The organism is Plantibacter sp. CFBP 13570, from assembly GCF_014841395.1.
In the GTDB taxonomy this organism is placed as follows: domain Bacteria; phylum Actinomycetota; class Actinomycetes; order Actinomycetales; family Microbacteriaceae; genus Plantibacter; species Plantibacter auratus.
The window spans coordinates 1-25,576 of record NZ_JACYTW010000023.1; the positions used below are offsets into that span (position 1 = coordinate 1).

Below are 25,576 nucleotides of genomic sequence, written 5' to 3' on the forward strand. Positions count from 1 at the left end.
GGGCGGCCGAGCGCCTCCGCGACGGCGTCTCGGGCGGTCTGCAGCAGCGCGTCGTCCGGGCGCTGGTCCAAGGGGGTCCCGACCCCCGTCACGATCACGGACGCCTGGCCGAACCGCTCGTCGGGGACGGCGACGACGACGGCCTCGGCCAGCCCCGGCACCGACCGGACGACCGCTTGCACCCGGTCGAGGGAGATGTTCACCCCGCCGCTGATGATCACGTTGTCGGCCCGCCCGGTCACCCGGACGACGCCGTCGACGAGCTCGGCGGTGTCGCCGGTGCGGTACCACCGGCGGCCGCCGTCGTCCGGGAAGGCGGTCGCCGTGCGGTCCGGTTCGCCGAGGTAGCCCTCGGCAAGGACCGGTCCGGCGATGAGGAGCTCCCCGTTCACCAGCCGGGGTTCGACACCGGCGAACGGCACGCCGTCGTACAGACAGCCGCCGGAGGTCTCGCTCGAGCCGTAACTCCGCACGACGCGGATGCCGAGCGCCGCGGACCGCTCGAGCAGCGGAGCGGGGGTGGCCTGTCCCCCGACGAGCAGCCCGGCGAGTCCGGCGAGCGCGTCACGCACGGAGGTGCTCGTCTCGGCGGCGTCGACGAGCATGCGCAGTTGTGCCGGTACGAGGGCAGCGAATCCGGCATCGGCGTCGAGCCGCTCGACGAGTCCGCAGAACGCCCGGGCGTCGAACGACCCTGTCGGTGCCTCGAGCGGCCTGGTCCCGGCGACGATCGACCGGAGTAGCACGTTGACGCCGGCGATGTAGTGCGTCGGGAGCGCCAGGATCCACTGGGACGAACGGCGATGGGCCTCAGGGCCACCCAGAGCCACCGCGGAACCCGCCGCGCTGGCCAGGAGGGCCTCAGCCGAGAGGGCGACCCGCTTCGGCACGCCCGTCGAGCCGGACGTCTCGATCACGAGGGCCACCCGGTCGTCGACCACGGCCGGTGCCGCGGACGATCCGGGTTGCATCGGGAGGACCGCGGGTCCGGAGCCCTCGAGCGCCGTCTCCAGGGCTGCGAGCATCGCCGAGGCGGACGCGTCGACGGGGAGCAGCTGACGGGTCATGGATTCAGCGTACGCCGGGTGCGTCGGCGCTCCGCCGACTCCTCGCGGTCAGGCAGCTCAGAACTGCCAGGGGAACGGAGCCCAGTCCGGCTTGCGCTTCTCCAGGAAGGCGTCGCGCCCCTCCACCGCCTCGTCGGTGCCGTAGGCGAGGCGGGTGGCCTCGCCCGCGAAGACCTGCTGGCCGACGAGACCGTCGTCGACGGCGTTGAAGGCGAACTTCAGCATTCGGATGGCGGTCGGTGACTTGCCGAGGATGGTGCGGGCCCAGGCGACGCCCGTCTGCTCGAGCTCGGCGTGCGGGACGACCGCGTTGATCGCGCCCGCCTGCAGCGCGCGCTCCGCGTCGTACTCCTGGGCGAGGAAGAACACCTCGCGGGCGAACTTCTGACCCACCTGCTTGGCGAAGTACGCGCTCCCGTACCCCGCGTCGAAGGAACCGACGTCGGCGTCGGTCTGCTTGAACCGCGCGTGTTCCCGACTCGCGATCGACAGGTCGCACACGACGCCCAGGGAGTGCCCACCGCCCGCGGACCATCCGGGAACGAGGTTGATGACGACCTTCGGCATGAAGCGGATGAGGCGCTGGACCTCGAGGATGTGCAGGCGACCGTTGCGCGCGGCGTCGATGCCGCTCGCCGTCTCGTCGTCCGCGGCGTCGTCGCTCGCGTACCGGTAGCCGTCGCGACCACGGATGCGCTGGTCGCCGCCCGAGCAGAACGCCCAGCCGCCGTCCTTCGCGCTCGGACCGTTGCCGGTGAGCAGCACCACTCCGACCGTCGGGCTCTGGCGAGCGTGGTCGAGCGCGCGGTACAGCTCGTCGACGGTGTGCGGGCGGAAGGCGTTGCGCACCTCGGGGCGGTCGAACGCGATGCGCACGAAGCCGCCCTCGCGCGCGACGTGGTACGTCAGATCGGTGAGGTCCTCGAACCCCGGTACGACGTCCCAGATCTCCGGGTCGAACAGTTCGGACACTCGATCGCTCATGCGTCCAGCCTAGGCACTACTTCGGCTTGTCGAGGTCCGCATAGGGCTTGAGCGCCTCCAGGTAGTCGGCGCGGTCCGCCTCCTTCAGGAGCGCATACGAGTCGAGGTGCAGCTCGATGCCCTCCGCCGCCATGTCGTAGTAGTCGACGTCGAACTCGCGGTCCTTCGCGACCGTGCCGGCCGAGTCGAGCGTGAGGTCGACGATGCTCGTCCGGAAGTCGCCGGCCCCCGTGATGGCGTTGTAGGTGTGCAGGTCCCACAGTGCCTGAGTGTCGATGGTCTCACCGCCGTACCGCTCGGTGAGCTCGCCCGGCTCACGCCAGGAGGACGGTGCGTTCTGCATGTCGAGGTTCGCGATGCCGTACCGGAGCAGCACCTGCCGGATCAGCTCGACGACCCGCGACTTCTCCTCGAAGGTGCGCACGGTCGTCGTCGTCTGCCACACCGGTGCCGTGTACTCGAAGAGCATGGAGTCCCCGCCGTACCCGTTCTGATCGACCTCCGTCTCGGCGGGCTGTCGCTCCACCCAGTCGAAGCCGAACTCGGCGGTCAGGGCCGTCCGGATCTCCGCGAGCATCTCGTCGGACGTCCCGACGAAGTCCTCGTAGCTCGGCCCGTCGAGGGTCTCCTTCGCGTCGACGTAGGCGGACCCCGGGTAGGTGTCCCAGATCGGGTCGTGCTCCTCGTCGCCGCTGCCACCGGCGGAGGCACCATTCCCGGCCCGATCCGTGGAGAGACCGCCGACCGCCATCGCCGTGACGGGGTTGACGACGAGGATGAGCACCAGCGCCAGCACGCCCCAGCGGCGCCGCATCTTCCGGCGGATGACGACGACACTCCCGATGAGCAGCACGATCTGCACCACGACGACGAGGGCGAACGCCACGAGGATGGCCCATGCTCCCTCGCCGGGCCGGTAGCTCACGGCCAGCAGGACGGTGAAGAGGGTGACGGCCACGACCGCGCCGAGCAGGGCGAGCGGGGAGAAGGAGGCGACGACACCCCGACTCCGCGCGCCGAGTTCGTCCCGACCCGTCGGGGATGCACCGGCGGCAGGCGGGTGGGCCGCCGGAGTCCGCTCGCCGTCGTCGGCCGGGATCGCCGCGGACTTGGGTTGCGAGGCAGCCGCGCGCTCCGCCGCCTTCCGTTGACGACGCGACGACGGCTTCCGCGATGCGGGCTGCCGCTGCGTCCGTCGTCCCCGGGACCCCGGACGACGGAACCGGGCGGTCTCCGCCTCCAGCTCCTCGGGCGTGCGCTCCGGGGCGGCAGGCGTTTGCGCGGTCGAGGACGCGGCTGCCGGCGGCGCCCCGGGGATCGGCGGGGCGTTCGGATCGCGCGGTTCGTCGGAGGATCCGCCGGGCGATTCCTCGATCACCGGGAGCACCTCGGCCTCGGGGCTCGGCTCGAACATCGGCTCGGGCACCGAGAAGGCGGCGGGTTCGTCCGCGGGCACGCTTCGCCGATCGCCTGGCGTCGGCTTGCGTCGGGAGAACAGCGGCACGGGATCGATTGTGTCATGGGCGTCCCGCGACGGCTTCCGACGTCCGGGTGCAGGATGGGGTCATGCAAGCGAACCTCGACGACGTCCTCGCCACCGCCCGCGTGGTCTCCATCCCCCTCCGCGTCCGGTTCCGGGGCATCGACACCCGCGAGGCCGTCCTCTTCCGCGGGCCCGCCGGGTGGACGGAGTTCTCCCCCTTCGTCGAGTACGACGACCAGGAGTCGGCCGCGTGGCTGCAGGCCGCCATCGACTTCGGCTGGTCGGACCTCCCGCCCCTCCACCGGGATCGCATCCTCGTGAACGCGACGGTCCCGGCGGTGGACGCGGCGGACGTGCCGTCGATCCTCTCCCGCTTCCCGGGCTGCCGGACCGCGAAGGTGAAGGTGGCCGAGCGCGGGCAGGTGCTGGCCGACGACGTCGCGCGCGTCGCCGCCGTCCGGCGGGCCATCGGACCCGAGGGTCGACTCCGCGTGGACGCCAACACCAACTGGAACGTCGACGAGGCCGAACACGCCATCCGCGCTCTCGAACCCTTCGACCTCGAGTACGTCGAGCAACCCTGCGCGACCGTCGCGGAACTCGCCGAGATCCGTGAACGGGTCTCCTCCCTGGACGTCGCCATCGCGGCGGACGAGAGCGTCCGCAAAGCCGAGGACCCCCTCGCCGTGGCTCGCGCCGGCGCCGCCGACCTGCTCGTCGTGAAGGCGCAGCCGCTCGGCGGCGTTCACGCCGCGCTCCGCATCGCGGGCGAGGCCGGCCTGCCGATCGTCGTCTCGAGCGCGCTGGACACCTCCGTCGGCATCTCCATGGGGGCCCACCTCGCGGCGGCCCTGCCGGAACTCGACTACGACTGCGGGCTCGCCACCACCGCGCTCCTCGGCGGCGACGTGACGACCGCACCGCTCGATCCCGTGGACGGCGGCATCGCCGTTCGGCGCGTCGAGGTGGACGTCGATCTCCTCGAGCACTTCACGGCGTCACCGGAGCGGACCGCCTGGTGGCTCGACCGGCTCCGCCGCACGCACGCGTTGCTCGGCTGAGGGCCGGCGCAGGGGCTTACAGGCCGCTGTAGGCGTGCAGACCCTTGAAGAAGACGTTGACCACGACGAAGTTGAACATCACGGCGCTGAAGCCGATGATGGCGAGCGTGGCCGCGCGTGATCCGCGCCAGCCGCGCGTCGCCCTGGCATGGATGTACCCGGCGAAGATCACCCAGATGATGAAGGTCCACACCTCTTTGGTGTCCCAGCCCCAGTACCGACCCCAGGCGCGCTCAGCCCAGATGGCACCGGCCATGAGCGTGAACGTCCAGAAGATGAAACCGATGATGTTGACGCGGTAGGCGAGGTTCTCGAGGCGCTCCGCGTTCGGGAGGGTGAGCAGGAAGCGCAGACGCCCGGAGCTCTGGGTGGGCTGCACGAGCCCGAGCCGTCGCTCGCGACGCCCCTGCAGGAGCTGCACGACGCTCAACGCGAAGCCGATGGCGAAGAACGCCGTGCCGAGGCTCGCGACGAACACGTGGATGACGAGCCACGCCGACTGCAGCGCCGGCGGCAGCGGGACGACCTCGACGTAGAAGTTCGCGGTCGCGAGGCCGAGGAGCACGGTCACGAGGCCGATCACGAAGCTGCCGAGGAACCGGAGGTCCACGCGCGCGATGACCACGAGGAACACCGCGACGATGAGCAGCGTGCCCGTCATCGCGAACTCGTACATGTTCGCCCACGGGACACGACCGGCGGCGATACCGCGCGTCACGTCCGCGACGAGGTGGAGGAGGAAGGCGATGACGGTGAGCGAGACTCCGACCCGGAGGCTCGGCGACTTGCGCGAGGCCTGCTGCTCGGGCTCGTCCGAGGGACGGCGGGTCTTGCGCGGGACACCGTCGCTCGTGACGATCGGTGCGGCGGTCCGCGCCGCGGCGGAGGCGAGTGCACCGACGCGTTCCTCGGCGGCTGCCGACCGTTCCAGCTCAGCCCGCTCGGCCGCGTCGATCGCCGCGGTGACCTCGGCGCTGCGGCGCGCGAGGTCGAACGTGAAGGCGATGAACGCCAGCGCGTAGACGGCGACGGCCGACCAGAGGCAGAGGTTCGAGATTTCGACGAGGGTCACGGGGTGATTCTACCTTCGGGTTCGGACGGGACAGGCGTTGGACTGTGCGCTTCGGCGATCGCCGCGACGGCCGCTTCGAGGCCGGGGTCCTCGCCGCGGGCGAGCCCGGCGTATTCGAGGGAGACGGTGCCGTCGCTCCCGGTCACGGCCTTCACCCAGACGCGGCGTCTGGCGACGAAGAGTGAGGTGATGAGACCGGACAGGGCGAGGATGGCGAACGCGAGCACCCACAGCTGGGTCGGGTCGTGGTGGACGTCGAACGAGGCGAACCGCTTGACGGAGCCGGCGTAGTTCTCGGTCGACGGGTTGGCGGCGACGTTGTCGAAGGACACCGTGCCGAGTCCGTTCGGCAGGTCGGTGATCTGGCCGGGCGTGAGTTCGATCGACTCGACGCCGGTGTCGCCCCCCGTGAGCTGCTTCATGTCGTCGACGTCGAGCGCGTAGACCGACTTCGGAGCACCGGCGTTGATCCCGAGGTCGCCGGAGTAGACGTTGAGCGTCAGCACCGGGTAGGCGAGGTCGGGGTAGGACGAGAAGAACGGCGGCTTGGACGCGGCCTGCGTCGGGTAGAAGAACCCGATCATGCCGAGCTGCTCCGCCAGGCCGTCCGGGACCTTGACGATGCCGAGCGAGGTGAGCTGGGCGTCCTGCGGCAGGAACGGGATGGAGTCGCTGAACACGACCTTGCCCTCGGGATCGCGGACGGTGATCGTCGGCGCGTAACCGTTGCCGAGCAGGTAGACGTCGGTGCCCTCGAACCGGAGCGGATCGTTGACCTTGATCGTCGCGTCCTGCGGCTTCCCGCCGGGCGAGGTCGTCGTGACCTTCGCGCGGTAGTCGATCGCCTGCCCGTACGCGTCGAGGTTCTCGGTCTCGTAGGTGACGCCGAACTCGTCGAGCGTCAACTTGTAGGGGGCCAGCTCCGACTCGTTGAAGAAGCGGCCGGGGTTGAACGAGTCGTAGTCGAGCAGGGTGTTGACGAAGGTCTGACCCTCAACGAGCACGCGCTGACCGGAGAAGCCGAAACCGCCGCCGAAACCGACCGTCACGAGGATGCCGACGAGTGCCGAGTGGAAGACGAGGTTGCCGGTCTCGCGGAGGAAGCCGCGCTCGGCGGACACCGATGCGGACCCCTCGGCGTCGTAGCGTTCGACTCGGTAGCCCTGGCGCTTCAACTGCTTCGTCGCGTCGTCGATGAGCTCGGTGGCGGTCGCGCCGCTGTCGTCGCTGCGACGCTCGAACGCGGAGAGCCGCGACAGGCGCGCGGGCGTCCGCGGCGGGCGGGAGCGCAGGGCGAGCCAGTGGTGCTTCGTCCGCGGGATCACGCAGCCGATGAGCGAGATGAACAGCAGCAGGTAGATCGCGGAGAACCAGGCCGAGCTGTAGACGTCGAACGCCTGCACCTTGTCGAGGATGGGCGCGAGGTCCGGGTTGTCGGTGAAGTACTGGGTGACGCCGTTCGGGTCGCTCGACCGTTGCGGGACGAGCGAACCGGGCACCGCGGCGATGGCGAGGAGCAGCAGCAGGAAGAGCGCCGTGCGCATGCTCGTGAGCTGACGCCAGAAGAAGCGGAGCCAGCCGACGAAGCCGAGCTTCGGCTGGTTGATGCCGTCGGCCGGAGCCGGTGCGGCGGAATCGATGTGATCAGAGGGGCGTGACAAGGCCGCTCATCACCCCCTGCAACGAGTACATCCAAGCGGACCAGAGACCAGACACCATCAACACACCGATCACGATGAGGAGCACGCCGCCGATGATGTTGATCGTGCGGATGTGCCGTTTGAGGAACGCCAACGACCCCGTGACCCAACCGAGTCCGAGCGCGACGAGCAGGAAGGGGATGCCGAGACCGAGGCAGTAGAACAGCCCGAGGAGGGCCCCGCGCCAGGCGGAGCCGCCCGAGAGGGAGAGCGCGCTGATCGCGGTGAGGGTCGGGCCGAGGCAGGGCGTCCAGCCGATGGCGAAGACGAAGCCGAGCAGCGGCGCGCCGGCGAGGCCGGTGGCGGGTGCCCAGCTGGTGCGCACCGTGCGCTGCAGCCGCGAGAACTGGCCGATGAAGATGAGCCCCATGAGGATGACGACCGCACCGAGGACGCGGGTGATGACGCCCTCCCACTCGACGAACCAGGCGCCGATCGTCCCGACGAACGCCGCGATCGCCACGAACACGACGGTGAAGCCGAGGATGAAGAGGCTGACGCCGAGCAGCACGCGCCGGCGACCCGCACCGGAGCGCCCCTCCTCGACCGTCGTCATGCCGCCGACGTATCCGAGGTAGCCGGGGACGAGTGGCAGGACGCACGGCGAGAGGAAGGACAGCAGACCGGCCGCGATGGCGATCGGGATCGCCACGAGGAGCTGGCCGCCGTAGACGAGCTCGCCGGGGCTCACTCTGGGGCGCTCTCGGCGATCGTGTCGCGGATGAGGGTGTCGAGGATGGTGCGGTCCTGCAGTTGCCCGAGGATGCGTGCGGCGACCCGACCTTCGGCGTCGAGGACGATGGTGGTCGGCACCGCGTTCGGCGGGACACTGCCCGTGAAGGCGAGCTTCGCCTCCCCACTGTCGACGTCGAGGATGGAGGGGTAGGTGATGCCGAAGGTGCCGTTGAACGCCTTCGCGGTGTCGGCCGTATCGCGGACGTTGACGCCGATGAAGGTGGCGCCCTTGTCGGTGTAGGCCTCGTTGAGCGCCTGCAGGTCCTTCGCCTCCGCGCGGCAGGGGGCGCAGGCGGCGTACCAGAAGTTCACGACGAGGACCTGGCCCGCGTGGTCGGCGGAGGAGATCTGCTCGCCGTCCTCGCCGACGCCTGAGAAGCTGATCGACTCACCGCGGTCGTCGAGCGCGACCTCGGTCACGCTGCCGTCGCCCGCGACGTACCCCTTGCTACTGCCCTCGCGGTACTGCTCGGCGAGCGGATCGCTCCCGCACGCCGTAAGCAGGAGTGCCCCGACGGCCAGCACGGCGGCGACGGCGGACGTCCTCGATCGGCGGGCCATCAGACGGCCCCGACATCGGTCGCGCCGGACGACAGACGGGCCGCCGGATCGACGTAGCCGACCTCGAGGAAGCCCTGCTCGGTCCGCTCGAAGGTGGTGATGCTCGACAGGGCGCACCGCCGCTTCCGCGGGTCGTGACGATACGGCGCCCCGACGACGGAGCTGTGCAGCATCCAGATCGGCAGCTGGTGACTGACGATGACGACGTCGCCCGACGGCGTCGCCCGCCAGGCGTCCTCGACGGCCGCGGTCATGCGGTTGACGATCGACGCGTACGGCTCGCCCCAGCTCGGACGGGACGGGTTGCGGAGCTTGGACCAGTTGAGCGGGTTCTTCAAGGCGCGGCTCATGCGCTTGCCCTCGAACTCGTTTAACGGTTCGATCACGCGCGGCTCGGAGACAACGGCGAGCCCGAATGCGGCGGCGACCGGCGCTGCGGACTCCTGGGTGCGCTGCAGCGGGGACGCGTAGAGCGCGCCCACGGTGCGATCACGGCTCACGAGGTCGTCTGCGGCGGCCTGCGCCATGCGCTCGCCGAGCTCCGACAGTCGGAATGCGGGGAGTCGACCGTAGAGCACACGAGAAGGATTGTGCACCTCGCCGTGACGCACGAGATGGATCTGGTCGGCTACCACCCTTCAAGTGTACGTTTCCCCAAGCTGCGGATTCACCGTGACCTCCGTCCAGGTCCGAGCCACGAGCGACGGCTAAGCTGTCGGGGTGAGTGAACGCGTCGTTGTGAAGAACCTGGCCGCCCTGTCCGACGGTCCCGTCACCGTCTCCGGATGGGTCGAGACCGTCCGCGACCAGAAGAAGGTGCAGTTCGTCGTCCTCCGCGACGAGAGCGGCGCCGTCCAGCTGGTGAACCCGGCTGTCCGCGAGGTCGACCCGGAGGTCGAGGGCTCCGCCGAGCGTCTCGCCACCACCGAGGCCATCTCCGCCCTCGCGCACGGCTCCTTCATCACCGTCACCGGCGAGCTCAAGCACGACGAGCGCGTCAAGCTCGGCGGCATCGAGGTCAAGGTCGCCACGCTCGAGGTCGTCACCGCCGCCAACCCCGAGACGCCGATCGCTGCGGACTCCTCGCTCGACAAGCGGCTCGACTGGCGTTTCCTCGACCTGCGCCAGCCGAAGCAGGCCCTGATCTTCCGCATCCAGACGACGTTCGAGCACGCACTGCGTCAGTACTGGATCGACAACGACTTCATCGAGATCCACACCCCGAAGCTCATGGCGAGCGCGAGCGAGTCGCGCGCCGAGCTCTTCGAGGTCGACTACTTCGAGGGCAAGGCGTACCTCGCGCAGTCCCCGCAGTTCTTCAAGCAGATGGCGCAGTCCGCCGGCTTCGGCAAGGTGTTCGAGGTCGGACCCGCATTCCGCGCCGACCCGTCGTTCACCAGCCGACACGCGACCGAGTTCACGAGCGTCGACGCCGAGATCAGCTGGATCGAGTCCCACGAGGACGTCATGCAGCTGCACGAGGAGCTCCTCGTCGCCGGCTTCACGGCGGTCAAGGACAAGCACGGCGAGCAGATCTCCGAGCTCTTCGGCATCGAGCTCGAGGTCCCGTCGCGTCCGTTCCCGCGCATCCCGCTGGCCGAGGCCAAGCGCATCGTCGCCGAGCGCGGCTACGAGATCCCCCGCGCCGACGACGACATGGACCCCGAGGGCGAGCGTCAGATCGCGGCCTACGTCAAGGAGACCTTCGGTCACGACTTCGTCTTCCTGACCGACTACGCGTCGAGCATCCGGCCGTTCTACCACATGCGCAACGCCGAGGACGGCTCGCTCACCAACAGCTACGACCTCATCTACAACGGCGTCGAGATCTCCACGGGCGCACAGCGCGAACACCGCGTCGACGTCCTCGTCGAGCAGGCCAAGGAGAAGGGCCTGGAGCCCGAGGAGCTCGAGTTCTACCTCGATTTCTTCCGCTACGGCGTCCCGGCGCACGGCGGCTTCGGCATGGGCCTCGCCCGCGTGCTCATGCTCATGCTGCACGAGACCTCCATCCGCGAGGTCACCTACCTGTTCCGCGGCCCGACCCGCCTCGCCCCGTAACCCCGCAAGAAGGACGCCATGCAGATCGTCATCCTGTACGGGACCGAATCCGGCAACGCCGAACGCCTCGCCGGCGACATCGGCAAGGCCATCGGCTCACAGCACCAGTGGCGCGTCGCCGACCTCGGCGACGTCGACCCCGCGGAGCTGTCGACCGACGAGATCCACATCTTCATCACCTCGACGTACGGCGACGGCCTCCTCGGTGAGACCGGCCAGATCTTCTACGAGGCGCTCGAGGAGTCCGACGTCGAGCTCGACGGGCTCCGGTACGCCATCTTCGGGCTGGGCGACAGCAGTTACGAGGACACGTACAACCAGGGCAGCTCGCTGCTCGACGCCATCCTCACCGAGCACGGCGCGACCCGGTTCGGTGAGTTCGGTCTGCACGACGACGGCGGGTTCGAGCGCAAGAAGGACGTCGCGCTCGCCTGGCTGCCCGGCGTGCTCGCCGCCGCAGAACAGTTCTGACAACCGCTCTGGTGCGTGCCCGGCCGCGACGGTAGCGTGACTCGCACCGGCCGTGCGGCGTCCTCGCACGTGAGCGAGGGGTGAGCCAGATGAACGCGACCGCCGAATCCGTGGTCCTACGCCTTCGTGCGGCGGGGTGCGTCTTCGCCGAAGACGAGGCGGCGCTGCTCCTCGCCGAGTCGGATGATCCGGATCGACTCGAACGGATGGTCGCGGCACGGGTCGCCGGCCGGCCGCTCGAACACGTCCTCGGCTGGGTCGCGTTCCGAGGCCGCCGGGTGGTCGTCGAGGACGGGGTCTTCGTGCCGAGGCGACGGACCGAGCTCCTGGTCGACGTCGCCCTCCCACGCCTCCGGAACGGTTCGGTGGTCGTCGAGCTCTGCTGCGGTGCCGCAGCCGTCGGGAGTGCGCTCCTCACCGAGGCGCCCGACCCCATCGACGTCTGGGCGTCGGACATCGACCTCGCCGCGGTGGACTGCGCACGGCGCAACGTCGAGCCGCTCGGTGGGTACGCCCTCCGCGGAGACCTGTTCGACGGGCTGCCCGGGGTGCTCGCGGGGCGCGTCGACCTCCTGCTTGCGAACGCCCCCTACGTCCCGACGGCGTCGATGGCGACGATGCCCCCGGAGGCTCGGGAGCACGAGGCCGTGATCGCGCTCGACGGCGGTGCCGACGGGCTCGACGTGCAGCGTCGGATCATCGCGCAGGCCCCGGACTGGCTCGCTCCGACCGGCGCCGTCCTGATCGAGACGAGCGAACGTCAGGCCCCCGAGACCGCAACGCTCATGCGGGCGGCGGGCCTCACGGCGTCGATCGTCCGCGACGACGAGCTCGACGGCACCGTGGCCGTCGGCGTCATGGCCTGAGTCCTGCGGGCGCCGGGCTCAGTCGAGCTGGAAGTCGACCGCGGAGCGCTCGACGACGAGCTGACGGACGATCTGCACCACGCGGACGTGCTCCGGGTGGACCTGGTACCGCTCCAGGGCTTCGAGGCTCGGGTAGTCGCCGACCAGCACGACGTCCCAGTTGCTCTCGGGGTAGGCGATGTTGCGTCCGACCTGGAGGTGCTCGATGTCGTCCGGCATGAACCCGGCGAGTGCCTCGAGTTCGGACTGCATCGTCGCGAACGCCGCGTCGCGCTCGGCGTCGTCCGTTGCTGCCAGCTTCCAACTGACGATGTGGCGGATGGTCACTGGGCCCCCAAGGGTCGATGTGGATGGGTGGACGTGTGGATCAGCCGGCGAGCAACGCGGACCGCAGGCGGTCGGGGTCGATGCGCCAGTAGTTGTGGACCCTGCCGTCGATGAGGACGACGGGGATCTCCTCCCAGTGGCGGTCGTGGAGCGCCGGATCGTCGAGGATCGAGAGCTCCTCGCGTTCGATCGTGGGGCCGTCGGACGGGAGGCCTGCGACCACCTCGTCGATCACGGCACGGGCGTCGTCGCAGAGGTGACAGCCGGGCTTGCCGATGAGCGTGACGTGCAGAGTGGACACCCCCTCAACTGTACGGGGTGCCCGAGGTCGGAGCACCTCCACGGAGCCGACACGTGTGGTGTTTCACCGAGACATCTGACACGATGCCGGAATGATGATGCCGTTGAACCCAGGGTTGAGAACCATGCGTATAGAAACCGCCGGGCTCAGACGCTCTGGCATGCGCCGGTCGAGGTCCGTTGTCATTGAGTGATGCCTACACATTCGGAAGCCGCGACCATCCTCGGCGAGCGGTTGCGGGCCGCTCGCAACGAGCGCCAGCTGACCCTCGAGGACCTGGGCGTGTTGGCCGGGATGCACTGGACGAACATCGGCAAGATCGAGCGTGGCCAGGTGCACCCCAGCGTGGAGACGCTCGTCCGCCTGAGTACCGCGCTCGACCTCGACCCCGCCCCGTTCATCACGGGCCTGAACGCCGACATGTACCCGGGCCGGGCGCACAAGCTGACGGCACGGGATCTGCTGGCCGCTCGCCGCGACCAGGAACGCTGACCCGCGCATCGACGGCCACTCCCCTCCAGCCGGTGGGGCCTGTCAGAAGGTGACCCGCCACAGGTACTGGTGACCGCCGGGACGGAACCAGGACACCTGCACGCTGGTGGCCCGGGCCAGCTCGGCGCCCATCACCTCGAACTCCAGGGCGCTCCCCGGCGTCAGGCGACACGGTTCCAGTGGAGCGAGGAGTCCGGGTCCGATCAGGCGAAGCACGACCCAGTGGACGGCTTCGTCACCGACGTTCCGGAGTCGATAGCGAGGTGCGTCGTCTCGTTCGACGACGAACGGCACCCGGTACGCGAGCTCGCGTCGGTTGCGGTGGACGGTTGGCGGGAGATCGCGGGTCATGCGAAGAACCTACGAAGGACCGCCGACGATCTCGGGGCGACGGACCGCGTGCCGCGACGCGCTGTGGATCAGTCCCGTCCGGCCTCGCCTGTGGAGGAACCTCGACACCGCTCGACCCGCGGAGACACCACGCTCTGACCGGCAAACGAGACGATCACCTCGACAACGCCAGAAAGCGCCGTACCCCAATGGGCAGGCGCTTCCGGTGGACGAAGAGTCGTCAGGCGCTCCGAACGGAGCAGCCGGCTACTTCTTGTTGCGGCGCTGGTGACGGGTCTTGCGAAGCAGCTTGCGGTGCTTCTTCTTCGCCATACGCTTGCGGCGCTTCTTGATAACAGAACCCACGGATTTACCTCACAGAATTGGGGGGCTTGGCCGCAGGGATCGCGACCGAAGAGAACAAGTCTTGTTGCCAGTCTAGCCGATTGCAGCGCGCGTCGTTCACACGCCGTACGCCTGCAGGCTGCTAGGAGCGGGAAACGCCTCAGCCGACGTCGGCGACCGGGCGCTGCCGGACGGCGTCGACGGCGGTCTCCGGCACCCGGAACGACTTCCCGAACCGGATGGCCGGGAGTTCCCCCGAATGCACCAGGCGATACACGGTCATCTTGGACACCCGCATCATCTCGGCGACTTCGGCCACGGTGAGGAAGCGGACGTCGGCAGTGTCCTGCGTCATCGAACCCCTCCTTCGCCTCTGGAAACCCGCTTGAACGGCGCCCCGAGGACCGGAACGCCGCATGGCAACTCTAGAGGTCCGACGCCCGCCCTGTACATCCCCTGTGTGAACGGTATGCGAGGCCGGGCTAGGGGCGGAGCTTCTTCGTGACCGACTGCACCGCGTGGGTCACGTCCGCCGCGACCTTGCCGACCGATCCCGCGACCGCCTTGGCCTGGTCCGGCAGCGACAGCGCCGCGAAATCGACACCGTCGTCCTGGTAGTCGACGCTGAGGAATGGGATGAGCCAGTCCTCCACGTCCTCGAGCGGCGCCGAGTCCAGGCTGTAGTAGCGGTGCTGGCCCTCCTCGCGCACCTCGACGAGCTCTGCTTCGCGCAGGACCTTGAGGTGTTTCGACACCGTGGGTTGGCTGAGGCCGAGCTGCGCGACGATCTCGGAGACACTCGTCCCGGTGCCACCGTGCCGTTCGAGCAGCAGTGCGAGGATGTCCCGCCTGGTGGTGTCAGCGATCACGTCGAAAATGTCGGCCATGGTCCAACGATAGTGATGGAGCGCACGGAGTACCATTGCCTCCGGCGCAGTCCTGAGGTGTTGAGGGGTCAGATGAGCGGCAATGCCATGGGGCGTCGTCCCGAGATCATCGTGCGCCACGGCCTCGCGAGGGTCAGGGAGGCCGTCAGCGACTTCGCCGCGAAGTCGACCTCCCGGTTCGCCATCCTCGTGTTCAGCTTCCTGATCTTCGTCTTCACGATGCTGTTCTCGCTCCCCATCGCGAGCGCCGACCGCCAGGTGACCCCGATCGCCGACGCGCTCTTCACCGCCGTCTCCGTCATCTGCGTCACCGGGCTCTCGACCGTCGACATGGCCACGCACTGGTCCCTCTTCGGTCACGTGCTCGTCTTCATCGGCGTCCAGATCGGCGCGCTCGGCGTCCTGACCCTGGCCTCGATCCTCGGGTTCGTGATCGCCCGACGACTCGGACTCCGCCAGAAGCTCATGGCGGCGAGCGACACGAACCCCCTGCGGTCGCACCACGGCCCCGTCGCCGAGGGTCAGGCGGTCCGGCTCGGGGAGATCGGCAACCTGCTCGTCACCGTCGCCGTCAGCGCCCTCGTGATCGAGGCGGCTCTGGCCGTCCTGCTCTTCCCGCGCATGCTGCTCGACGGCATCAACCCCTGGGACGCCGCCTGGAACAGCGTCTACTACGCGGCCATGGCCTTCACCAACACCGGCTTCACGCCGAACGCCGAGGGGCTCGCGGCCTTCGAGAACGACTACTGGTTCCTCAGCATCCTCATGCTCGGGGTCTTCCTCGGCAGTATCGGCTTCCCGGTCATCTACGCACTGAGCCGGAACTTCCGTCGGCCGAGCCGTTGGTCACTGCACGTCAAGCTCACGCTCGTCACGACGATCATCCTGTTCTTCGCCGGGGCGCTCGCCTTCATCCTGCTCGAGTTCAACAACCCCGAGACCTGGAACAAGTGGAACCTCTGGGACACGATCTTCCAGGGGTTCTTCCTGTCCGCCATGACGAGGTCGGGCGGCTTCTCCACCGTGGACATCGGCGACCTCAACGGCTCGACCCTGCTCGTCGCCGACATGCTCATGTTCATCGGCGGCGGCTCCGCCTCGACCGCCGGCGGGATCAAGGTCACGACGCTCGCCGTCCTGTTCCTGGCGGCGTTCGCGGAGGCCCGGGGCCGCGAGGGCGTGGAGGTCTTCCGCCGGCGCATCCCGCAGGACGTGCTCCGCGTCGCGGTGAGCGTCGTCCTCTGGGGTGCGACGATCGTCGCCCTGTCGACGATCGTCATCCTGCAGATGACCAAGGCTCCGCTCGACCACGTGCTGTTCGACGTCATCTCCGCCTTCGCGACCGTCGGGCTGAGCACCGGCCTCGTCGCGGACCTACCCGACGCCGGGGTGTACGTCCTCGCCGTCACCATGTTCCTGGGCCGCGTTGGTACAGTGACACTCGCTGCAGCCGTGGCCGCGAGTCAGAGCGGCCAGCTGTTCAAACGACCCGAAGAGAGGCCCATCGTTGGTTGACCGCATCAAGCACGACGCCCCGGTCCTCGTCATCGGACTCGGTCGGTTCGGTGCGGCCTGCGCCGGGGAGCTCGACCGCCTCGATCGCGAGGTGCTGGCGATCGACGACAACTCCGACCTCGTGCAGAAGTGGTCCGACCGGGTCACCCACACCGTGCAGGCCGACGCGAAGAACATCGAGGCACTCCGGCAGATCGGCGCGCAGGACTTCTCGGTCGCGGTCGTCGCGGTCGGCTCCTCGATCGAGGCGAGCGTGCTCATCACCGCCAACCTCGTCGACCTCAAGATCCCGCAGATCTGGGCCAAGGCCGTCTCGCAGTCGCACGGCAAGATCCTCGCCCGGGTGGGGGCGAGCCACGTCATCTACCCCGAGCGCGAGGCCGGCGAACGCGTCGCCCACCTCGTGTCGGGCCGCATGCTCGACTTCATCCAGTTCGACGACGACTTCGCGCTCGTCAAGATGTACCCGCCGAAGCCCATCCGCGGGCTGAACCTGACGGAGTCGGGCGTCCGGACGAAGTACCGGATCACGGTCGTCGGGGTGAAGTCGCCAGGGAAGCCCTTCACCTACGCGACCGCCGACACCGTCGTGTCGAACCACGACCTCATCATCGTCTCCGGCACGTCGGCCGACATCGAACGCTTCGCGTCGCTCGAGGGCTGAATCCTCCTCAGCCGAGGCTGCGCGCGTAGCAGCGCGACCGCGGCTCGTCGACGTACGGCCCGAACGCCTCGATCGGTTGGTACCCCTCGCGCTCGTAGAAGCGCATCGCGTCCGGCTGCTCCGTGCCGGTCTCGAGGAGGAGCTCTGCGAGACCGAGCGACCGCGCTTCGTCCTCCAGTGCCCGCAGGAGCGCGGTGGCGACGCCGGTCCCCCGGGCCTGCTGTACGACGAACATGCGTTTGACCTCAGCCCGGTCCGCGCCGAGCATCCGCAGGCCGCCGCAGCCGAGCGGGGTGTCGTCGACGTCGCTGGCGAGCAGGAAGAGCGTGATGTCGGCTGCGGTCGGCGGTGTCCCGGGTTCGTGATCGTCGCTTCCGTACCGCGCATCGAGTTCGCGGCGTTGGGCGGCCCGCAGCGCGGTTCCCGCCTCGTCGTCCCAGGCCACCCGGCTGATCCTGATCGTCATGCGTGTCCTCCAGTCATTCCGTAACAAGCATTACGGTAACATCGGTTCCGAGGTGACCACGACATGGCAAGAACCAAGGACCCAGCGGCCCAGGCGCGGATCTCGCACGCGGTCTGGGAGGTCCTGGGCGAGCACGGCCCGCACGGGTTGACCCTCCGCGCGGTCGCGGAGCGGGCCGGGTGCACGACGGGCCTCGTCCTGCATCGCTTCCCCGACAAGCGCGCGCTCCTGCTGCACGCTCGCGACCTGCTCCACGAACGGACGGCGGAGCGGACCGAGGCGCTCGAAGCCGCAGCCGAGACCCCGCGCGACGCTCTGCGCGCCGTCCTCCGGCAGGCCCTGTCCCTCACCGACGAGACGCGCCAGGAGGCCCGGGTCTGGCTCGGCTACCTCGCGGCGGCGCTCGACGACGAGGTGCTGGCCGAACGGCACCGTGCGGGTCATGGCGTGTTCGTCGCGCGCACCCGCCGCCTCGTGGCCGAGATCCGCCCCGAGCTCACCGAGGCCGAGGTCGCCGCGACGGCCACCGTCGTCGTCGGATTCATCGAGGGCGTCAGCACCCTGAGCACGGCCGACGACGACCACTACGACGCAGCGGCCCAGCTCGCCGCGCTGGACCGACTGCTGCTCGTCCTCGGGCTCGACGAGACGAGCGACGCGTGATCGTCGTGGAACGGTGGGCGGATGCTCCGGCTCATCGTCGCGAGCGATTCGCCGAGCTCCTCGAGGAGTACCACCGCCGGACCGAGCATGAGAAACTCCTCGGCCGAGCGCCGAGTCTGGACGAGCCCACTCCGACGATCGCCCTCCCCGACCGCTACCGGGCCGAGATCACCGACCCAAGTACCGCCTTCGCCTCCGAGGAGATCCTCCTGGCCGTCGAGGACGACCAGGTGCTCGGCTGCGTCGTCCTGACGGACGGCCCGTCGCCGGAGCTCAAGCGACTCTGGGTCGACCCCGACGCTCGTCGCCGGGGCGTGGCCGCAACCCTGCTCGAGGCCGCGACGACCGTCTCGCGACTGCGGGGTGACGACACCGTGCGTCTCTCCGTGTGGCATTGGCGATCCGCCGCGATCGCGCTCTACCGGCGGTCCGGCTTCGTGGCGGTGGCTTCCTGGGACGACAGACCCGGCCTCGACTGCTTCGCGCGGTCCTTCGACTGATCGGGTCGCCGTCGGGTCAGGACGCCGACAGCTCCTCGGCGCGTGCGATGGCGGCTGCCGCGGCGCGGTCGAACGTCTCGCTGAAGCCCGCCTCGGCGAGCACGGCGAGCGCCTGCTCCGTCGTCCCCTTCGGGCTCGTGACGTTGATCCGCAGCTGCTCGGCGCTCTCCCCCGTCGTCGCGAGGAGTTCCGTCGCGCCGCGGAAGGTGCCGTTGACCATGACCGACGCCTGCTCGGGGGTGAATCCGAGGCCGATCGCCGTACGGGTCAGTTCCTCGATGAGGTAGTAGACGTACGCCGGACCGGAACCGGAGATGGCGCTGAGGGCGTCGATCTTCGACTCGGGGATGACGACCACCTGACCGACGGTCTCGAAGAGCGCGGTGACGACGGCGAGGTCGTCCTCGCTCGACCGGGTACCCGGCGCGAGCCCGGTGACGCCGAGCCCGACGTAGGACGGGGTGTTCGGCATGGAGCGGAGGACCGATACCGACTCCGGCAGGGCGGCCTCGAAGGCCGCACCGCGGATGCCGGCGGCGAGGCTCACGACGATCGTGCCCGGCTGCAGCGCGTCGGCGATCTCGGCGAGGAGGTCGGCGACCAGGTAGGGCTTCACGCCGATGAGGACGATCTTCGCCGCGGCTGCCGCCCGACGGTTGCCGTCGGCGTCCTGCTCGAGGGCGATCGAGGTGACGCCGGGCAGCTCGGCGAGAGCCTCCGCCTTGGCGATGGTCCGGTTCGTCACCGTGATGCCACCGTCGACCTCGACACCCGGCTGGACGAGACCGCGGAGGACGGCCCCTCCCATCGAACCGGCTCCGAGGATGGCGATGCTGGGCAGGCTGATCGTTTCACTCACCCTGCGAGTCTAGGCACCTGCATGCTCGGCGGCAGGTACGCGGCCGGGTCAATCGGCGAGGCAGGCGCCCGACGGGACCGCGGACTGCAGTGATCCGGCGAGCGCGACGACGGGCAGGACCTCGTCCATCGCGAGCGCGTAGCCGACCGGCGCGGAGTTCGCGTCGCGGGCGAAGATCACGCCGGCCACCTCACCGGACTCGGTGAGGAGCGGGCCACCGGAGTTGCCCGGCTGCACCGTCCCGGACAGCGTCACGACCTGACGGCTCGTCGGGTTGTTCCCGCTGATGTCGGCGACGAGGCTCGGCCCCACCACGATGACCTGCGCGCCACCGGCCGTGTACGGGCCGCCGAACGGATACCCGGCGACGACGGCGTTCGATCCGGGAGCCGGGTTCGGTGCGAGCGGCAGCGATCGGGCGCCGAGGTCGTCGACGCGAATGACGGCGAGGTCGTCGACCGGGTCGAAGTAGACGATCCGTCCTTCCCTGGGCATGGCCCCCGGGACCTCGACGACCGGGTTCGTCACGCCGGCGAGGACGTGCGCGTTCGTCATGACCAGGTCGTCCGCGAAGACGAAGCCGCTTCCGGTGAGGCTCCGCGAGCAGGACTCGGCCGTGCCGCTGATGCGCACCACGGACGCGGAGGCCGTCTGTAGCGCCGGCGTCGAGGTGTCGAGCTGCGGGGCGGCGGGGACCTCCGCGGTTCCACCGAAGGCCTCGATGACGCGTTGGGCCCCACCGTCGACCACCGTGGAGCGAAGCTGCGCGAGCGTGCTCTTCACCTGCACGGGCGTGACGCGGTCGATCGTGCCGATCACCGCGGACGACCCGACCGCCTGGGCGAGCAGCGGGATGCCGAGGGATCCGACACCGAGTGCCGCGGTCACGAGGACGAGCGCGGTGACGACGAGGTTGAGGGCGGCGCCGAGCAGCCGTTCCAGACCGCGCAACGGGGTCTTGCGCACGACGGAGCCGATGGCCCCGCCGATGAACGCGCCGATCGTGTAGCCGACGGCGAGGACGACCACCGCCGCCGCGACCGCCGCCCAGCCACGCCACGCCGCGTCCGGCACCCACGAGGCGACGAGCGGGATCGCGAAGAAGGCGCCGACCCCACCGGCCGCCAGCCCGACGAGCCCGCCGAGGCTCCCGAGGAGCCCCGCACGCCACCCGCGGATCAGGAAGCCGATCAGGACGACGACGAGGATGATGTCGAGGATCACGCCGGGTTGCATCCTGCGATCCTGCCATCACCCGCCGACAACGGGCTCCGGAAGTGCTGGGAGCAGCCGCATCCGGTCACTGAGCCTGTCGAAGTGCAGGGAGCTTCGAAGCCGTGACAACCCTCAGAGGGCTCCGACGCCGCCCACGCCCCGGAAGAAGTCGGTGAGGAGCGTCGAGCAGCGCTCGGCCTCCACGCCCGCGTAGACCTCGACACGGTGCTGCAGTCGCCGGTCGCGCAGGACGTCGTAGACGGAACCGACCGCACCGGCCTTCTCGTCCCAGGCCCCGAAGACGACCCGCGGGATCCGGGCGGCGAGGATCGCGCCGGCGCACATGACGCAGGGTTCGAGCGTGACCACGAGCGTCAGCTCCGTGAGGTGCCAGTCGGCCAGCGCGGCCGCGCCGGCGCGGATGGCGACCACCTCGGCGTGGGCGGTCGGATCGGTGTGCAGCTCGCGCTCGTTGCGCCCGACGGAGACGACCGTACCGTCCGGGGCGACGAGCACCGCGCCCACCGGGACGTCGTCGCTGGCCAGGGCAGCCTCGGCCTCGGCGATGGCAAGGTTCATCCACGCGGCGAACTCGGCCGGTGCGTGCATCCGTCATCTCCCCGAAATCCTGGTCGCCGCGCGAGCGACTAGATTGATCGTATGCGAGTGCACGTAGCCGACCACCCCCTCATCACCCACAAGCTCACGGTGCTCCGCGACAAGACGACACCGTCACCGGTGTTCCGTGCCCTCACCGAGGAGCTCGTCACGCTGCTCGCCTACGAGGCGACGCGCGGTGTCACGGTCGAGGAGATCACCATCCAGACGCCGGTGACCGAGACGGTCGGCGTCAAGATCAGCGAGCCGCGTCCGCTCGTGGTCCCGATCCTGCGGGCCGGCCTCGGCATGCTCGAGGGCATGGTGAAGCTGCTCCCCACCGCCGAGGTCGGCTTCCTCGGCATGGTGCGCAACGAGGAGACCCTCGAACCCACCACGTACGCGGAGCGTCTCCCCGACGACCTGTCCGACCGCCAGTGCTTCGTGCTCGACCCGATGCTCGCGACCGGTGGCTCGCTCGCGGCGGCCATCGACTTCCTCTTCAAGCGTGGCGCGATGCACGTCACCGCCATCTGCCTGCTCGCCGCCCCCGAGGGTCTCGAACGCCTCGAGGCCGAGACGGCCGGCAAGGACGTCACCATCGTCCTGGGCGCCCTCGACGAGAAGCTCGACGAGAACGGGTACATCGTCCCCGGGCTCGGCGACGCCGGCGACCGCCTCTACGGCGTCGTCTGACCCCGGCTCCCGCCGACATGAGGCGGATCGTCGTCCATCCCCGCGATGGACGACGATCCGCCTCATCTCAGTTGTGCCGCCAGCTGACAATCCCCGAGTAACAGAACGTCATCTTCCGCTCGCACTTGACAGGATCCGGGGGATTCCTGTTGTATTGCGGACTATGACGACCAACGCGCCCACCCCGACCTCCTTCGAGGCCCCTGGGAACGCCGGCATGATGATGCCCGGCCGCGCTGTCATGTGCTGTCGAATGTGTCGCTGATCCGACTCCTCCAGCACCGGTAGCGATCCACACGGATCCGCTCCACTGCCCCCAGCACCTCCGAGTCCGCCGCTCCCCCACCAGGTGAGCCGACTCCCGGACGTACCCCGTCCGTACCCGGCCGACGCGCCACTTCCCGGATCGCGGGACCGCAACTGCCCACCGGCAGGCGGGATCACCCCGAGCGCACCGCGCACGATCCGTCGTAGCATCATCACTCCCGAGGACCTCGCACTCATGTCTCTTGCAGCCGTTCAGACCACCCGCCCCACCCGCCAGCTCACCGCCGTCGAGGATGCGCCTCGGGCCGCGACCCCGCACGTCCGCGCCGTTCCAGCCGGCCCTGAAGCCCGAGGCTTCGTCCTCTACGTCGGTCTCGACGAGGCGAAGGCGGCGGCGGCCGGCACGAGCCTCGGTGAGATCGTCGAGGCCATCAAGGCCCTGACGGCCCAGTTCGCTCCGGAGGCCGAGACGCACGCGGCCGTCGCCCTTGCCCCTCGCGGTGCCGGCGGACGCGACCTCGACGTCGTCCGGCTCGCCCTCCAGGACCCCTCGGCACTCGCGGCCCACCGCGACGAGGTCGACGAGGAGGAGCAGGACCGCGCGCACGCCGGTGTCGTCGTCGACATCTCCCGGAAGCGCCTCGTCCTCGACAACGAAGCTGCGCCGCTCACGTACAAGGAGTTCGAGCTCCTCCAGTACCTCGTCCTCCGCGAAGGACGCACGATCGAGCGCGCGGAGCTCATCTCATCGCTGTGGCGTGCCGGCGACGACGAAGAGGTCCCGAACGAGCGGACCATCGACGTCCACGTGCGTCGGCTGCGCGCCAAGCTCGGCCGCTACGAGGACATCGTCCGCACCGTGCGCGGTGTCGGCTACCGCTTCGACCGCCACGCGGACGTCTCCATCCGCTACGCCAGCACCCCGTCGCCCGACCTGTTCTAAGCCGGTTCGGCGGCCCCACCGACGAGACGACGGGCCCGGTGAGCGAGTGTTCCACTCGCCGGGCCCGTCGGACGTCCTGCGTCAGATGACGCGCGGCTTCTTCGGCTTCTCGCCCGGTGCCGGGACCGGGCGCATCGCGAGCTTCCACACGCCGAAGACGGCGATCGCACCGGCGACGACGAAGAGCACGAGCGCGAACCAGGGCGCACTGGCCGCCTCACCGAGCACGACGATGCCGATGCCGACGGCGACGAGTGGGTCGACGACGGTGAGGCCCGCGACCACCAGGTCCGGCTGTCCGCTCTGGTGGGCCTTCTGGACGAAGAACCCACCCACCCCGGCGGCGACGAGCAATGCGATGATGCCGACGACGGTGAGACCCTCGAAGTTCTGCGTGATGACCCGGTTGATGACGACCTTCGCGAGGGTCACGACGAAGCCGTACAGGACGCCTGCCGCGACCACGTAGAACACCGTGTGCAGCTTTCGGCGCCACAGGGCATAGGCACCCGCGAGGGCGAGGGTCACGACCGCGAGCATGATGAGGATGATGATGAGCTGCGGCTGACGGATCGGCTCCTCCACCGCGTAGAGCGCGGCGACGATCACGAAGAGGCCGATACCGGCGACGCACAGCACCATCGCGCGGGTCTGCTCCTTGGTGATCTTGACCCGGGTGACCCTGGCGTTCAACAGTGCCGTGATCACGAGGGCGATCGCCCCGAGCGGCTGCACGACGATGAGCGGCGCGAAGGCCAGCGCGACGAGCTGGAAGACGATGGCCAGGCCGAGCAGCAGGGTGCCGATGAGCCAGGACGGGCGACCGAGCAGCTGCGGGAGCTGCTTCAACCCGAACGCCGACGAGGCAGCCTCGACCTTCCCGACGCCCCGGGACTGGAGCTGGGTCCCCACCGCCAGGAAGAAGGCGCCGACGAGGGCGATCGGGATGCCGATCGCCTGGTACGGCGTGACGCTGATCGTGGGGATGTCGAGGTCGACCGCGGCCCGAGCGGACTGCGCGACGACGCCCGCGGTACCCGACAGCAGCAGGGCGCCGGCCGCGAGGACCGGGAACGACGTCGCCGCCATCACTTCGCCGCCGCGCTCGTGCCGACGGCCGCCGTCTCGGCGTCACCGAGTTTGTTCTCCGGCACCACCTTGGAGTCCTGGCTCGGGAAGACGACCTTCTGCACGATGATGATGATCGACGCGGCGACCGGGATCGCGACGAGGGCGCCGAGGATGCCGCCGAGGGCACCGCCACCGAAGGCCGCGATGACGACGAGGGCGCCGGGGACGGCGACCGCCTTGTTCATGATGCGCGGGCTCAGGACGTACGCCTCGATCTGCATGTAGATCAGGTAGTAGATGATCGCGATGAGCGCGGTGACCGGGGAGACGAAGAGGCAGAGCGCGCTGTTCACGATCGAGGCGCTCAGCGTGCCGACGAGCGGGATCATCGAGCCGATGAACGCCAGCAGGGCGAGCAGCGGCGGGAAGGGCGCTCCGATGATGCTGAGGAAGATGAAGCTCAGCACACCGTTGACGAGCGCGAGCCCGACCTGCCCGACGACGTAGCGTCCGACGGCCTGGGTGATCTCCTCGAGCACCTGCGCGAAGCCCTCACGGCGGTAGGCGGGGAGGAAGCGGTACGTGACGGCCTTCATCGAGCGCAGCGACGCGAGGAAGTACAGGGTCAGGATCAGGACGATGATCGAGCCGGTGATGCCCGATGCGACGCCCGCACCGACCGCGACGATGCCGCCACCGATGTTCAGGAGGTTGTTGGGGTCCTTGAGGAAGGAGAACGCGTCGTTGAGCGCCGAGTCGATGTCGAGGGTGTTCCCGATCGTGTTCTGGACCCACGCGACGAAGTCGCTGTTGAGGAACTGCTGCGAGATCCGGGGGTAGTCGCTCACGAAGTTCGAGATCTGCGTCACGAGCAGGGGCACGATGGCGAAGATGATGCCGACGAACGCGCCGATCACGGCGAGGAAGACGACGGCGATGGCGAGGCCACGCGGCAGCTTCTGCTCGAGCCAGGAGACGAGCGGGTCCAGGCCGAGCGCGATGAACAGTGCGACGCCGACGTAGATGAGCGTGGTGCTCAGCTGCGTGACGATGCTGCCGATCACGAGCGCGACGAGCACGCCGATACCGCCGACGAGGCCGATGCGGAACGCGTTGATACGCACGCTCGGAGCCGAAGGCTGGAGGGCCGCGACCACGGCGGCCGACGGCGGTGAGGAGGCTGCGGCCTTCGCGGCGCGCTCCTGCTTGGCCTCCTGGTGCTTGGCGCGCCTGGCCTCGCGCTCCTCCGGGGTGGAGGAGAACCCGGGCAACCGGAGTTTGGGGGTCTTCATCGTGCGGTCTCCTCGGTGGTGTTGCGATCGTGGTGCTGGGGGCGTTCACATGGATCGCCGCTCTGTGCCTACAGTAGTGAGACGG

At 69.4% G+C, this 25,576-nt stretch carries 31 protein-coding genes; 11 read left to right on the forward strand and 20 right to left on the reverse strand.

Features of this window, described 5'->3' with window-relative positions; all coding sequences use genetic code 11:
* The 3 genes from IFT89_RS09675 to IFT89_RS09685 all read right to left on the reverse strand — a co-directional run.
* A partial coding sequence (locus IFT89_RS09675) for an AMP-binding protein (protein ID WP_213014239.1) occupies window positions 1–1,067 on the reverse strand: 1,067 nt, incomplete at its 3' end.
* A 57-nt stretch (window positions 1,068–1,124) separates the two neighbouring features.
* A complete protein-coding gene (locus IFT89_RS09680; protein WP_064294597.1) occupies window positions 1,125–2,051 on the reverse strand; it encodes a 1,4-dihydroxy-2-naphthoyl-CoA synthase in 927 nt (308 codons plus the stop codon).
* 16 nt (window positions 2,052–2,067) lie between these two features.
* Window positions 2,068–3,555, reverse strand: coding sequence for a hypothetical protein (locus IFT89_RS09685; protein WP_202938835.1), 1,488 nt, complete (start codon window positions 3,553–3,555; stop codon window positions 2,068–2,070).
* A 62-nt stretch (window positions 3,556–3,617) separates the two neighbouring features.
* On the opposite strand from IFT89_RS09685, the gene IFT89_RS09690 reads away from it, so the two are divergent.
* Window positions 3,618–4,595, forward strand: a complete 978-nt coding sequence (locus tag IFT89_RS09690) for an o-succinylbenzoate synthase (protein ID WP_202938836.1) — start codon at window positions 3,618–3,620, stop codon at window positions 4,593–4,595.
* 16 nt (window positions 4,596–4,611) lie between these two features.
* Here IFT89_RS09690 and ccsB read toward each other — a convergent pair whose 3' ends face one another.
* From ccsB to IFT89_RS09715, 5 genes are read right to left on the reverse strand one after another with little or no spacing between them, the layout of a single operon-like run.
* Window positions 4,612–5,667, reverse strand: coding sequence for a c-type cytochrome biogenesis protein CcsB (gene ccsB / locus IFT89_RS09695; protein WP_079706648.1), 1,056 nt, complete (start codon window positions 5,665–5,667; stop codon window positions 4,612–4,614).
* Window positions 5,664–7,328: a cytochrome c biogenesis protein ResB gene (gene resB / locus IFT89_RS09700; protein WP_079003290.1), complete on the reverse strand. Its 1,665-nt coding sequence runs from the start codon at window positions 7,326–7,328 to the stop codon at window positions 5,664–5,666. Before resB ends, ccsB begins: the two co-directional genes overlap by 4 nt.
* Complete coding sequence (locus tag IFT89_RS09705) at window positions 7,312–8,058, reverse strand: cytochrome c biogenesis CcdA family protein (RefSeq protein WP_079706647.1); 747 nt, start codon at window positions 8,056–8,058, stop codon at window positions 7,312–7,314. Before IFT89_RS09705 ends, resB begins: the two co-directional genes overlap by 17 nt.
* Complete coding sequence (locus IFT89_RS09710; RefSeq protein ID WP_138945214.1) at window positions 8,055–8,663, reverse strand: TlpA family protein disulfide reductase; 609 nt, start codon at window positions 8,661–8,663, stop codon at window positions 8,055–8,057. Before IFT89_RS09710 ends, IFT89_RS09705 begins: the two co-directional genes overlap by 4 nt.
* Window positions 8,663–9,298 (reverse strand): histidine phosphatase family protein, encoded by a 636-nt coding sequence (locus IFT89_RS09715; protein ID WP_202938837.1) that lies wholly within the window; start codon window positions 9,296–9,298, stop codon window positions 8,663–8,665. Before IFT89_RS09715 ends, IFT89_RS09710 begins: the two co-directional genes overlap by 1 nt.
* An 85-nt stretch (window positions 9,299–9,383) precedes the next feature.
* On the opposite strand from IFT89_RS09715, the gene aspS reads away from it, so the two are divergent.
* The 3 genes from aspS to IFT89_RS09730 all read left to right on the forward strand — a co-directional run bounded on the left by aspS (window position 9,384) and on the right by IFT89_RS09730 (window position 12,061).
* Complete coding sequence (aspS, locus tag IFT89_RS09720) at window positions 9,384–10,724, forward strand: aspartate--tRNA(Asn) ligase (protein ID WP_085514014.1); 1,341 nt, start codon at window positions 9,384–9,386, stop codon at window positions 10,722–10,724.
* Between the two features lie 18 nt (window positions 10,725–10,742).
* The gene (locus IFT89_RS09725; RefSeq protein ID WP_191941813.1) at window positions 10,743–11,195 is read left to right on the forward strand and encodes a flavodoxin domain-containing protein; all 453 of its coding nucleotides are present in this window, start codon (window positions 10,743–10,745) and stop codon (window positions 11,193–11,195) included.
* Between the two features lie 89 nt (window positions 11,196–11,284).
* Window positions 11,285–12,061: a putative protein N(5)-glutamine methyltransferase gene (locus tag IFT89_RS09730; protein WP_202938838.1), complete on the forward strand. Its 777-nt coding sequence runs from the start codon at window positions 11,285–11,287 to the stop codon at window positions 12,059–12,061.
* Between the two features lie 18 nt (window positions 12,062–12,079).
* Here IFT89_RS09730 and IFT89_RS09735 read toward each other — a convergent pair whose 3' ends face one another.
* Together IFT89_RS09735 and IFT89_RS09740 are read right to left on the reverse strand one after the other, a co-directional pair.
* Window positions 12,080–12,388 (reverse strand): Dabb family protein, encoded by a 309-nt coding sequence (locus tag IFT89_RS09735; protein WP_079706641.1) that lies wholly within the window; start codon window positions 12,386–12,388, stop codon window positions 12,080–12,082.
* 40 nt (window positions 12,389–12,428) lie between these two features.
* Window positions 12,429–12,689 carry a glutaredoxin family protein gene (locus tag IFT89_RS09740; protein ID WP_137243972.1) on the reverse strand — a complete coding sequence of 87 codons (261 nt, stop codon included), beginning with the start codon at window positions 12,687–12,689 and terminating at the stop codon, window positions 12,429–12,431.
* Between the two features lie 192 nt (window positions 12,690–12,881).
* Here IFT89_RS09740 and IFT89_RS09745 point away from each other — a divergent pair, with 192 nt between their 5' ends.
* Window positions 12,882–13,181 (forward strand): helix-turn-helix domain-containing protein, encoded by a 300-nt coding sequence (locus IFT89_RS09745; RefSeq protein WP_064294610.1) that lies wholly within the window; start codon window positions 12,882–12,884, stop codon window positions 13,179–13,181.
* Between the two features lie 42 nt (window positions 13,182–13,223).
* Here the strand turns inward: IFT89_RS09745 and IFT89_RS09750 are convergent, their stop codons facing one another.
* The 4 genes from IFT89_RS09750 to IFT89_RS09765 form a co-directional block, all read right to left on the reverse strand.
* Window positions 13,224–13,532 (reverse strand): hypothetical protein, encoded by a 309-nt coding sequence (locus tag IFT89_RS09750; RefSeq protein WP_137243973.1) that lies wholly within the window; start codon window positions 13,530–13,532, stop codon window positions 13,224–13,226.
* A gap of 246 nt (window positions 13,533–13,778) precedes the next feature.
* The gene (locus IFT89_RS09755) at window positions 13,779–13,877 is read right to left on the reverse strand and encodes a 30S ribosomal protein bS22 (protein ID WP_003792170.1); all 99 of its coding nucleotides are present in this window, start codon (window positions 13,875–13,877) and stop codon (window positions 13,779–13,781) included.
* 139 nt (window positions 13,878–14,016) lie between these two features.
* The gene (locus IFT89_RS09760) at window positions 14,017–14,211 is read right to left on the reverse strand and encodes a helix-turn-helix domain-containing protein (protein WP_079706638.1); all 195 of its coding nucleotides are present in this window, start codon (window positions 14,209–14,211) and stop codon (window positions 14,017–14,019) included.
* 127 nt (window positions 14,212–14,338) lie between these two features.
* Window positions 14,339–14,743 (reverse strand): ArsR/SmtB family transcription factor, encoded by a 405-nt coding sequence (locus IFT89_RS09765; protein WP_064294613.1) that lies wholly within the window; start codon window positions 14,741–14,743, stop codon window positions 14,339–14,341.
* Between the two features lie 72 nt (window positions 14,744–14,815).
* Between IFT89_RS09765 and IFT89_RS09770 the strand changes: the two genes are divergently transcribed.
* Window positions 14,816–16,258, forward strand: coding sequence for a TrkH family potassium uptake protein (locus IFT89_RS09770; protein WP_079003294.1), 1,443 nt, complete (start codon window positions 14,816–14,818; stop codon window positions 16,256–16,258).
* The gene (locus tag IFT89_RS09775; protein ID WP_056013885.1) at window positions 16,251–16,922 is read left to right on the forward strand and encodes a potassium channel family protein; all 672 of its coding nucleotides are present in this window, start codon (window positions 16,251–16,253) and stop codon (window positions 16,920–16,922) included. Before IFT89_RS09770 ends, IFT89_RS09775 begins: the two co-directional genes overlap by 8 nt.
* 7 nt (window positions 16,923–16,929) lie before the next feature.
* Here the strand turns inward: IFT89_RS09775 and IFT89_RS09780 are convergent, their stop codons facing one another.
* Entirely contained in the window at window positions 16,930–17,388 is a 459-nt protein-coding gene (locus tag IFT89_RS09780; protein WP_202938839.1) for a GNAT family N-acetyltransferase, read from the reverse strand.
* Between the two features lie 63 nt (window positions 17,389–17,451).
* Here IFT89_RS09780 and IFT89_RS09785 point away from each other — a divergent pair, with 63 nt between their 5' ends.
* Window positions 17,452–18,051: a TetR/AcrR family transcriptional regulator gene (locus tag IFT89_RS09785; RefSeq protein WP_202938840.1), complete on the forward strand. Its 600-nt coding sequence runs from the start codon at window positions 17,452–17,454 to the stop codon at window positions 18,049–18,051.
* Entirely contained in the window at window positions 18,048–18,551 is a 504-nt protein-coding gene (locus IFT89_RS20235) for a GNAT family N-acetyltransferase (RefSeq protein WP_192019023.1), read from the forward strand. Before IFT89_RS09785 ends, IFT89_RS20235 begins: the two co-directional genes overlap by 4 nt.
* Before the next feature lie 16 nt (window positions 18,552–18,567).
* On the opposite strand, the gene proC is transcribed toward IFT89_RS20235, so the two are convergent.
* The 3 genes from proC to tadA form a co-directional block, all read right to left on the reverse strand.
* Entirely contained in the window at window positions 18,568–19,410 is an 843-nt protein-coding gene (gene proC, locus IFT89_RS09795) for a pyrroline-5-carboxylate reductase (protein WP_137243977.1), read from the reverse strand.
* Between the two features lie 48 nt (window positions 19,411–19,458).
* Complete coding sequence (locus IFT89_RS09800; RefSeq protein WP_191941821.1) at window positions 19,459–20,646, reverse strand: MarP family serine protease; 1,188 nt, start codon at window positions 20,644–20,646, stop codon at window positions 19,459–19,461.
* 111 nt (window positions 20,647–20,757) lie between these two features.
* Window positions 20,758–21,234, reverse strand: a complete 477-nt coding sequence (gene tadA / locus IFT89_RS09805) for a tRNA adenosine(34) deaminase TadA (protein ID WP_202938841.1) — start codon at window positions 21,232–21,234, stop codon at window positions 20,758–20,760.
* Between the two features lie 51 nt (window positions 21,235–21,285).
* On the opposite strand from tadA, the gene upp reads away from it, so the two are divergent.
* Together upp and IFT89_RS09815 are read left to right on the forward strand one after the other, a co-directional pair.
* A complete protein-coding gene (upp, locus tag IFT89_RS09810; protein WP_079706630.1) occupies window positions 21,286–21,918 on the forward strand; it encodes a uracil phosphoribosyltransferase in 633 nt (210 codons plus the stop codon).
* 502 nt (window positions 21,919–22,420) lie between these two features.
* The gene (locus tag IFT89_RS09815; RefSeq protein WP_079706629.1) at window positions 22,421–23,128 is read left to right on the forward strand and encodes a winged helix-turn-helix domain-containing protein; all 708 of its coding nucleotides are present in this window, start codon (window positions 22,421–22,423) and stop codon (window positions 23,126–23,128) included.
* 81 nt (window positions 23,129–23,209) lie between these two features.
* On the opposite strand, the gene IFT89_RS09820 is transcribed toward IFT89_RS09815, so the two are convergent.
* A complete protein-coding gene (locus tag IFT89_RS09820; RefSeq protein ID WP_137243979.1) occupies window positions 23,210–24,217 on the reverse strand; it encodes a DMT family transporter in 1,008 nt (335 codons plus the stop codon).
* A complete protein-coding gene (locus IFT89_RS09825) occupies window positions 24,217–25,491 on the reverse strand; it encodes an AI-2E family transporter (protein WP_079706627.1) in 1,275 nt (424 codons plus the stop codon). Before IFT89_RS09825 ends, IFT89_RS09820 begins: the two co-directional genes overlap by 1 nt.
* Between the last annotated feature and the right edge of the window lie 85 nt (window positions 25,492–25,576).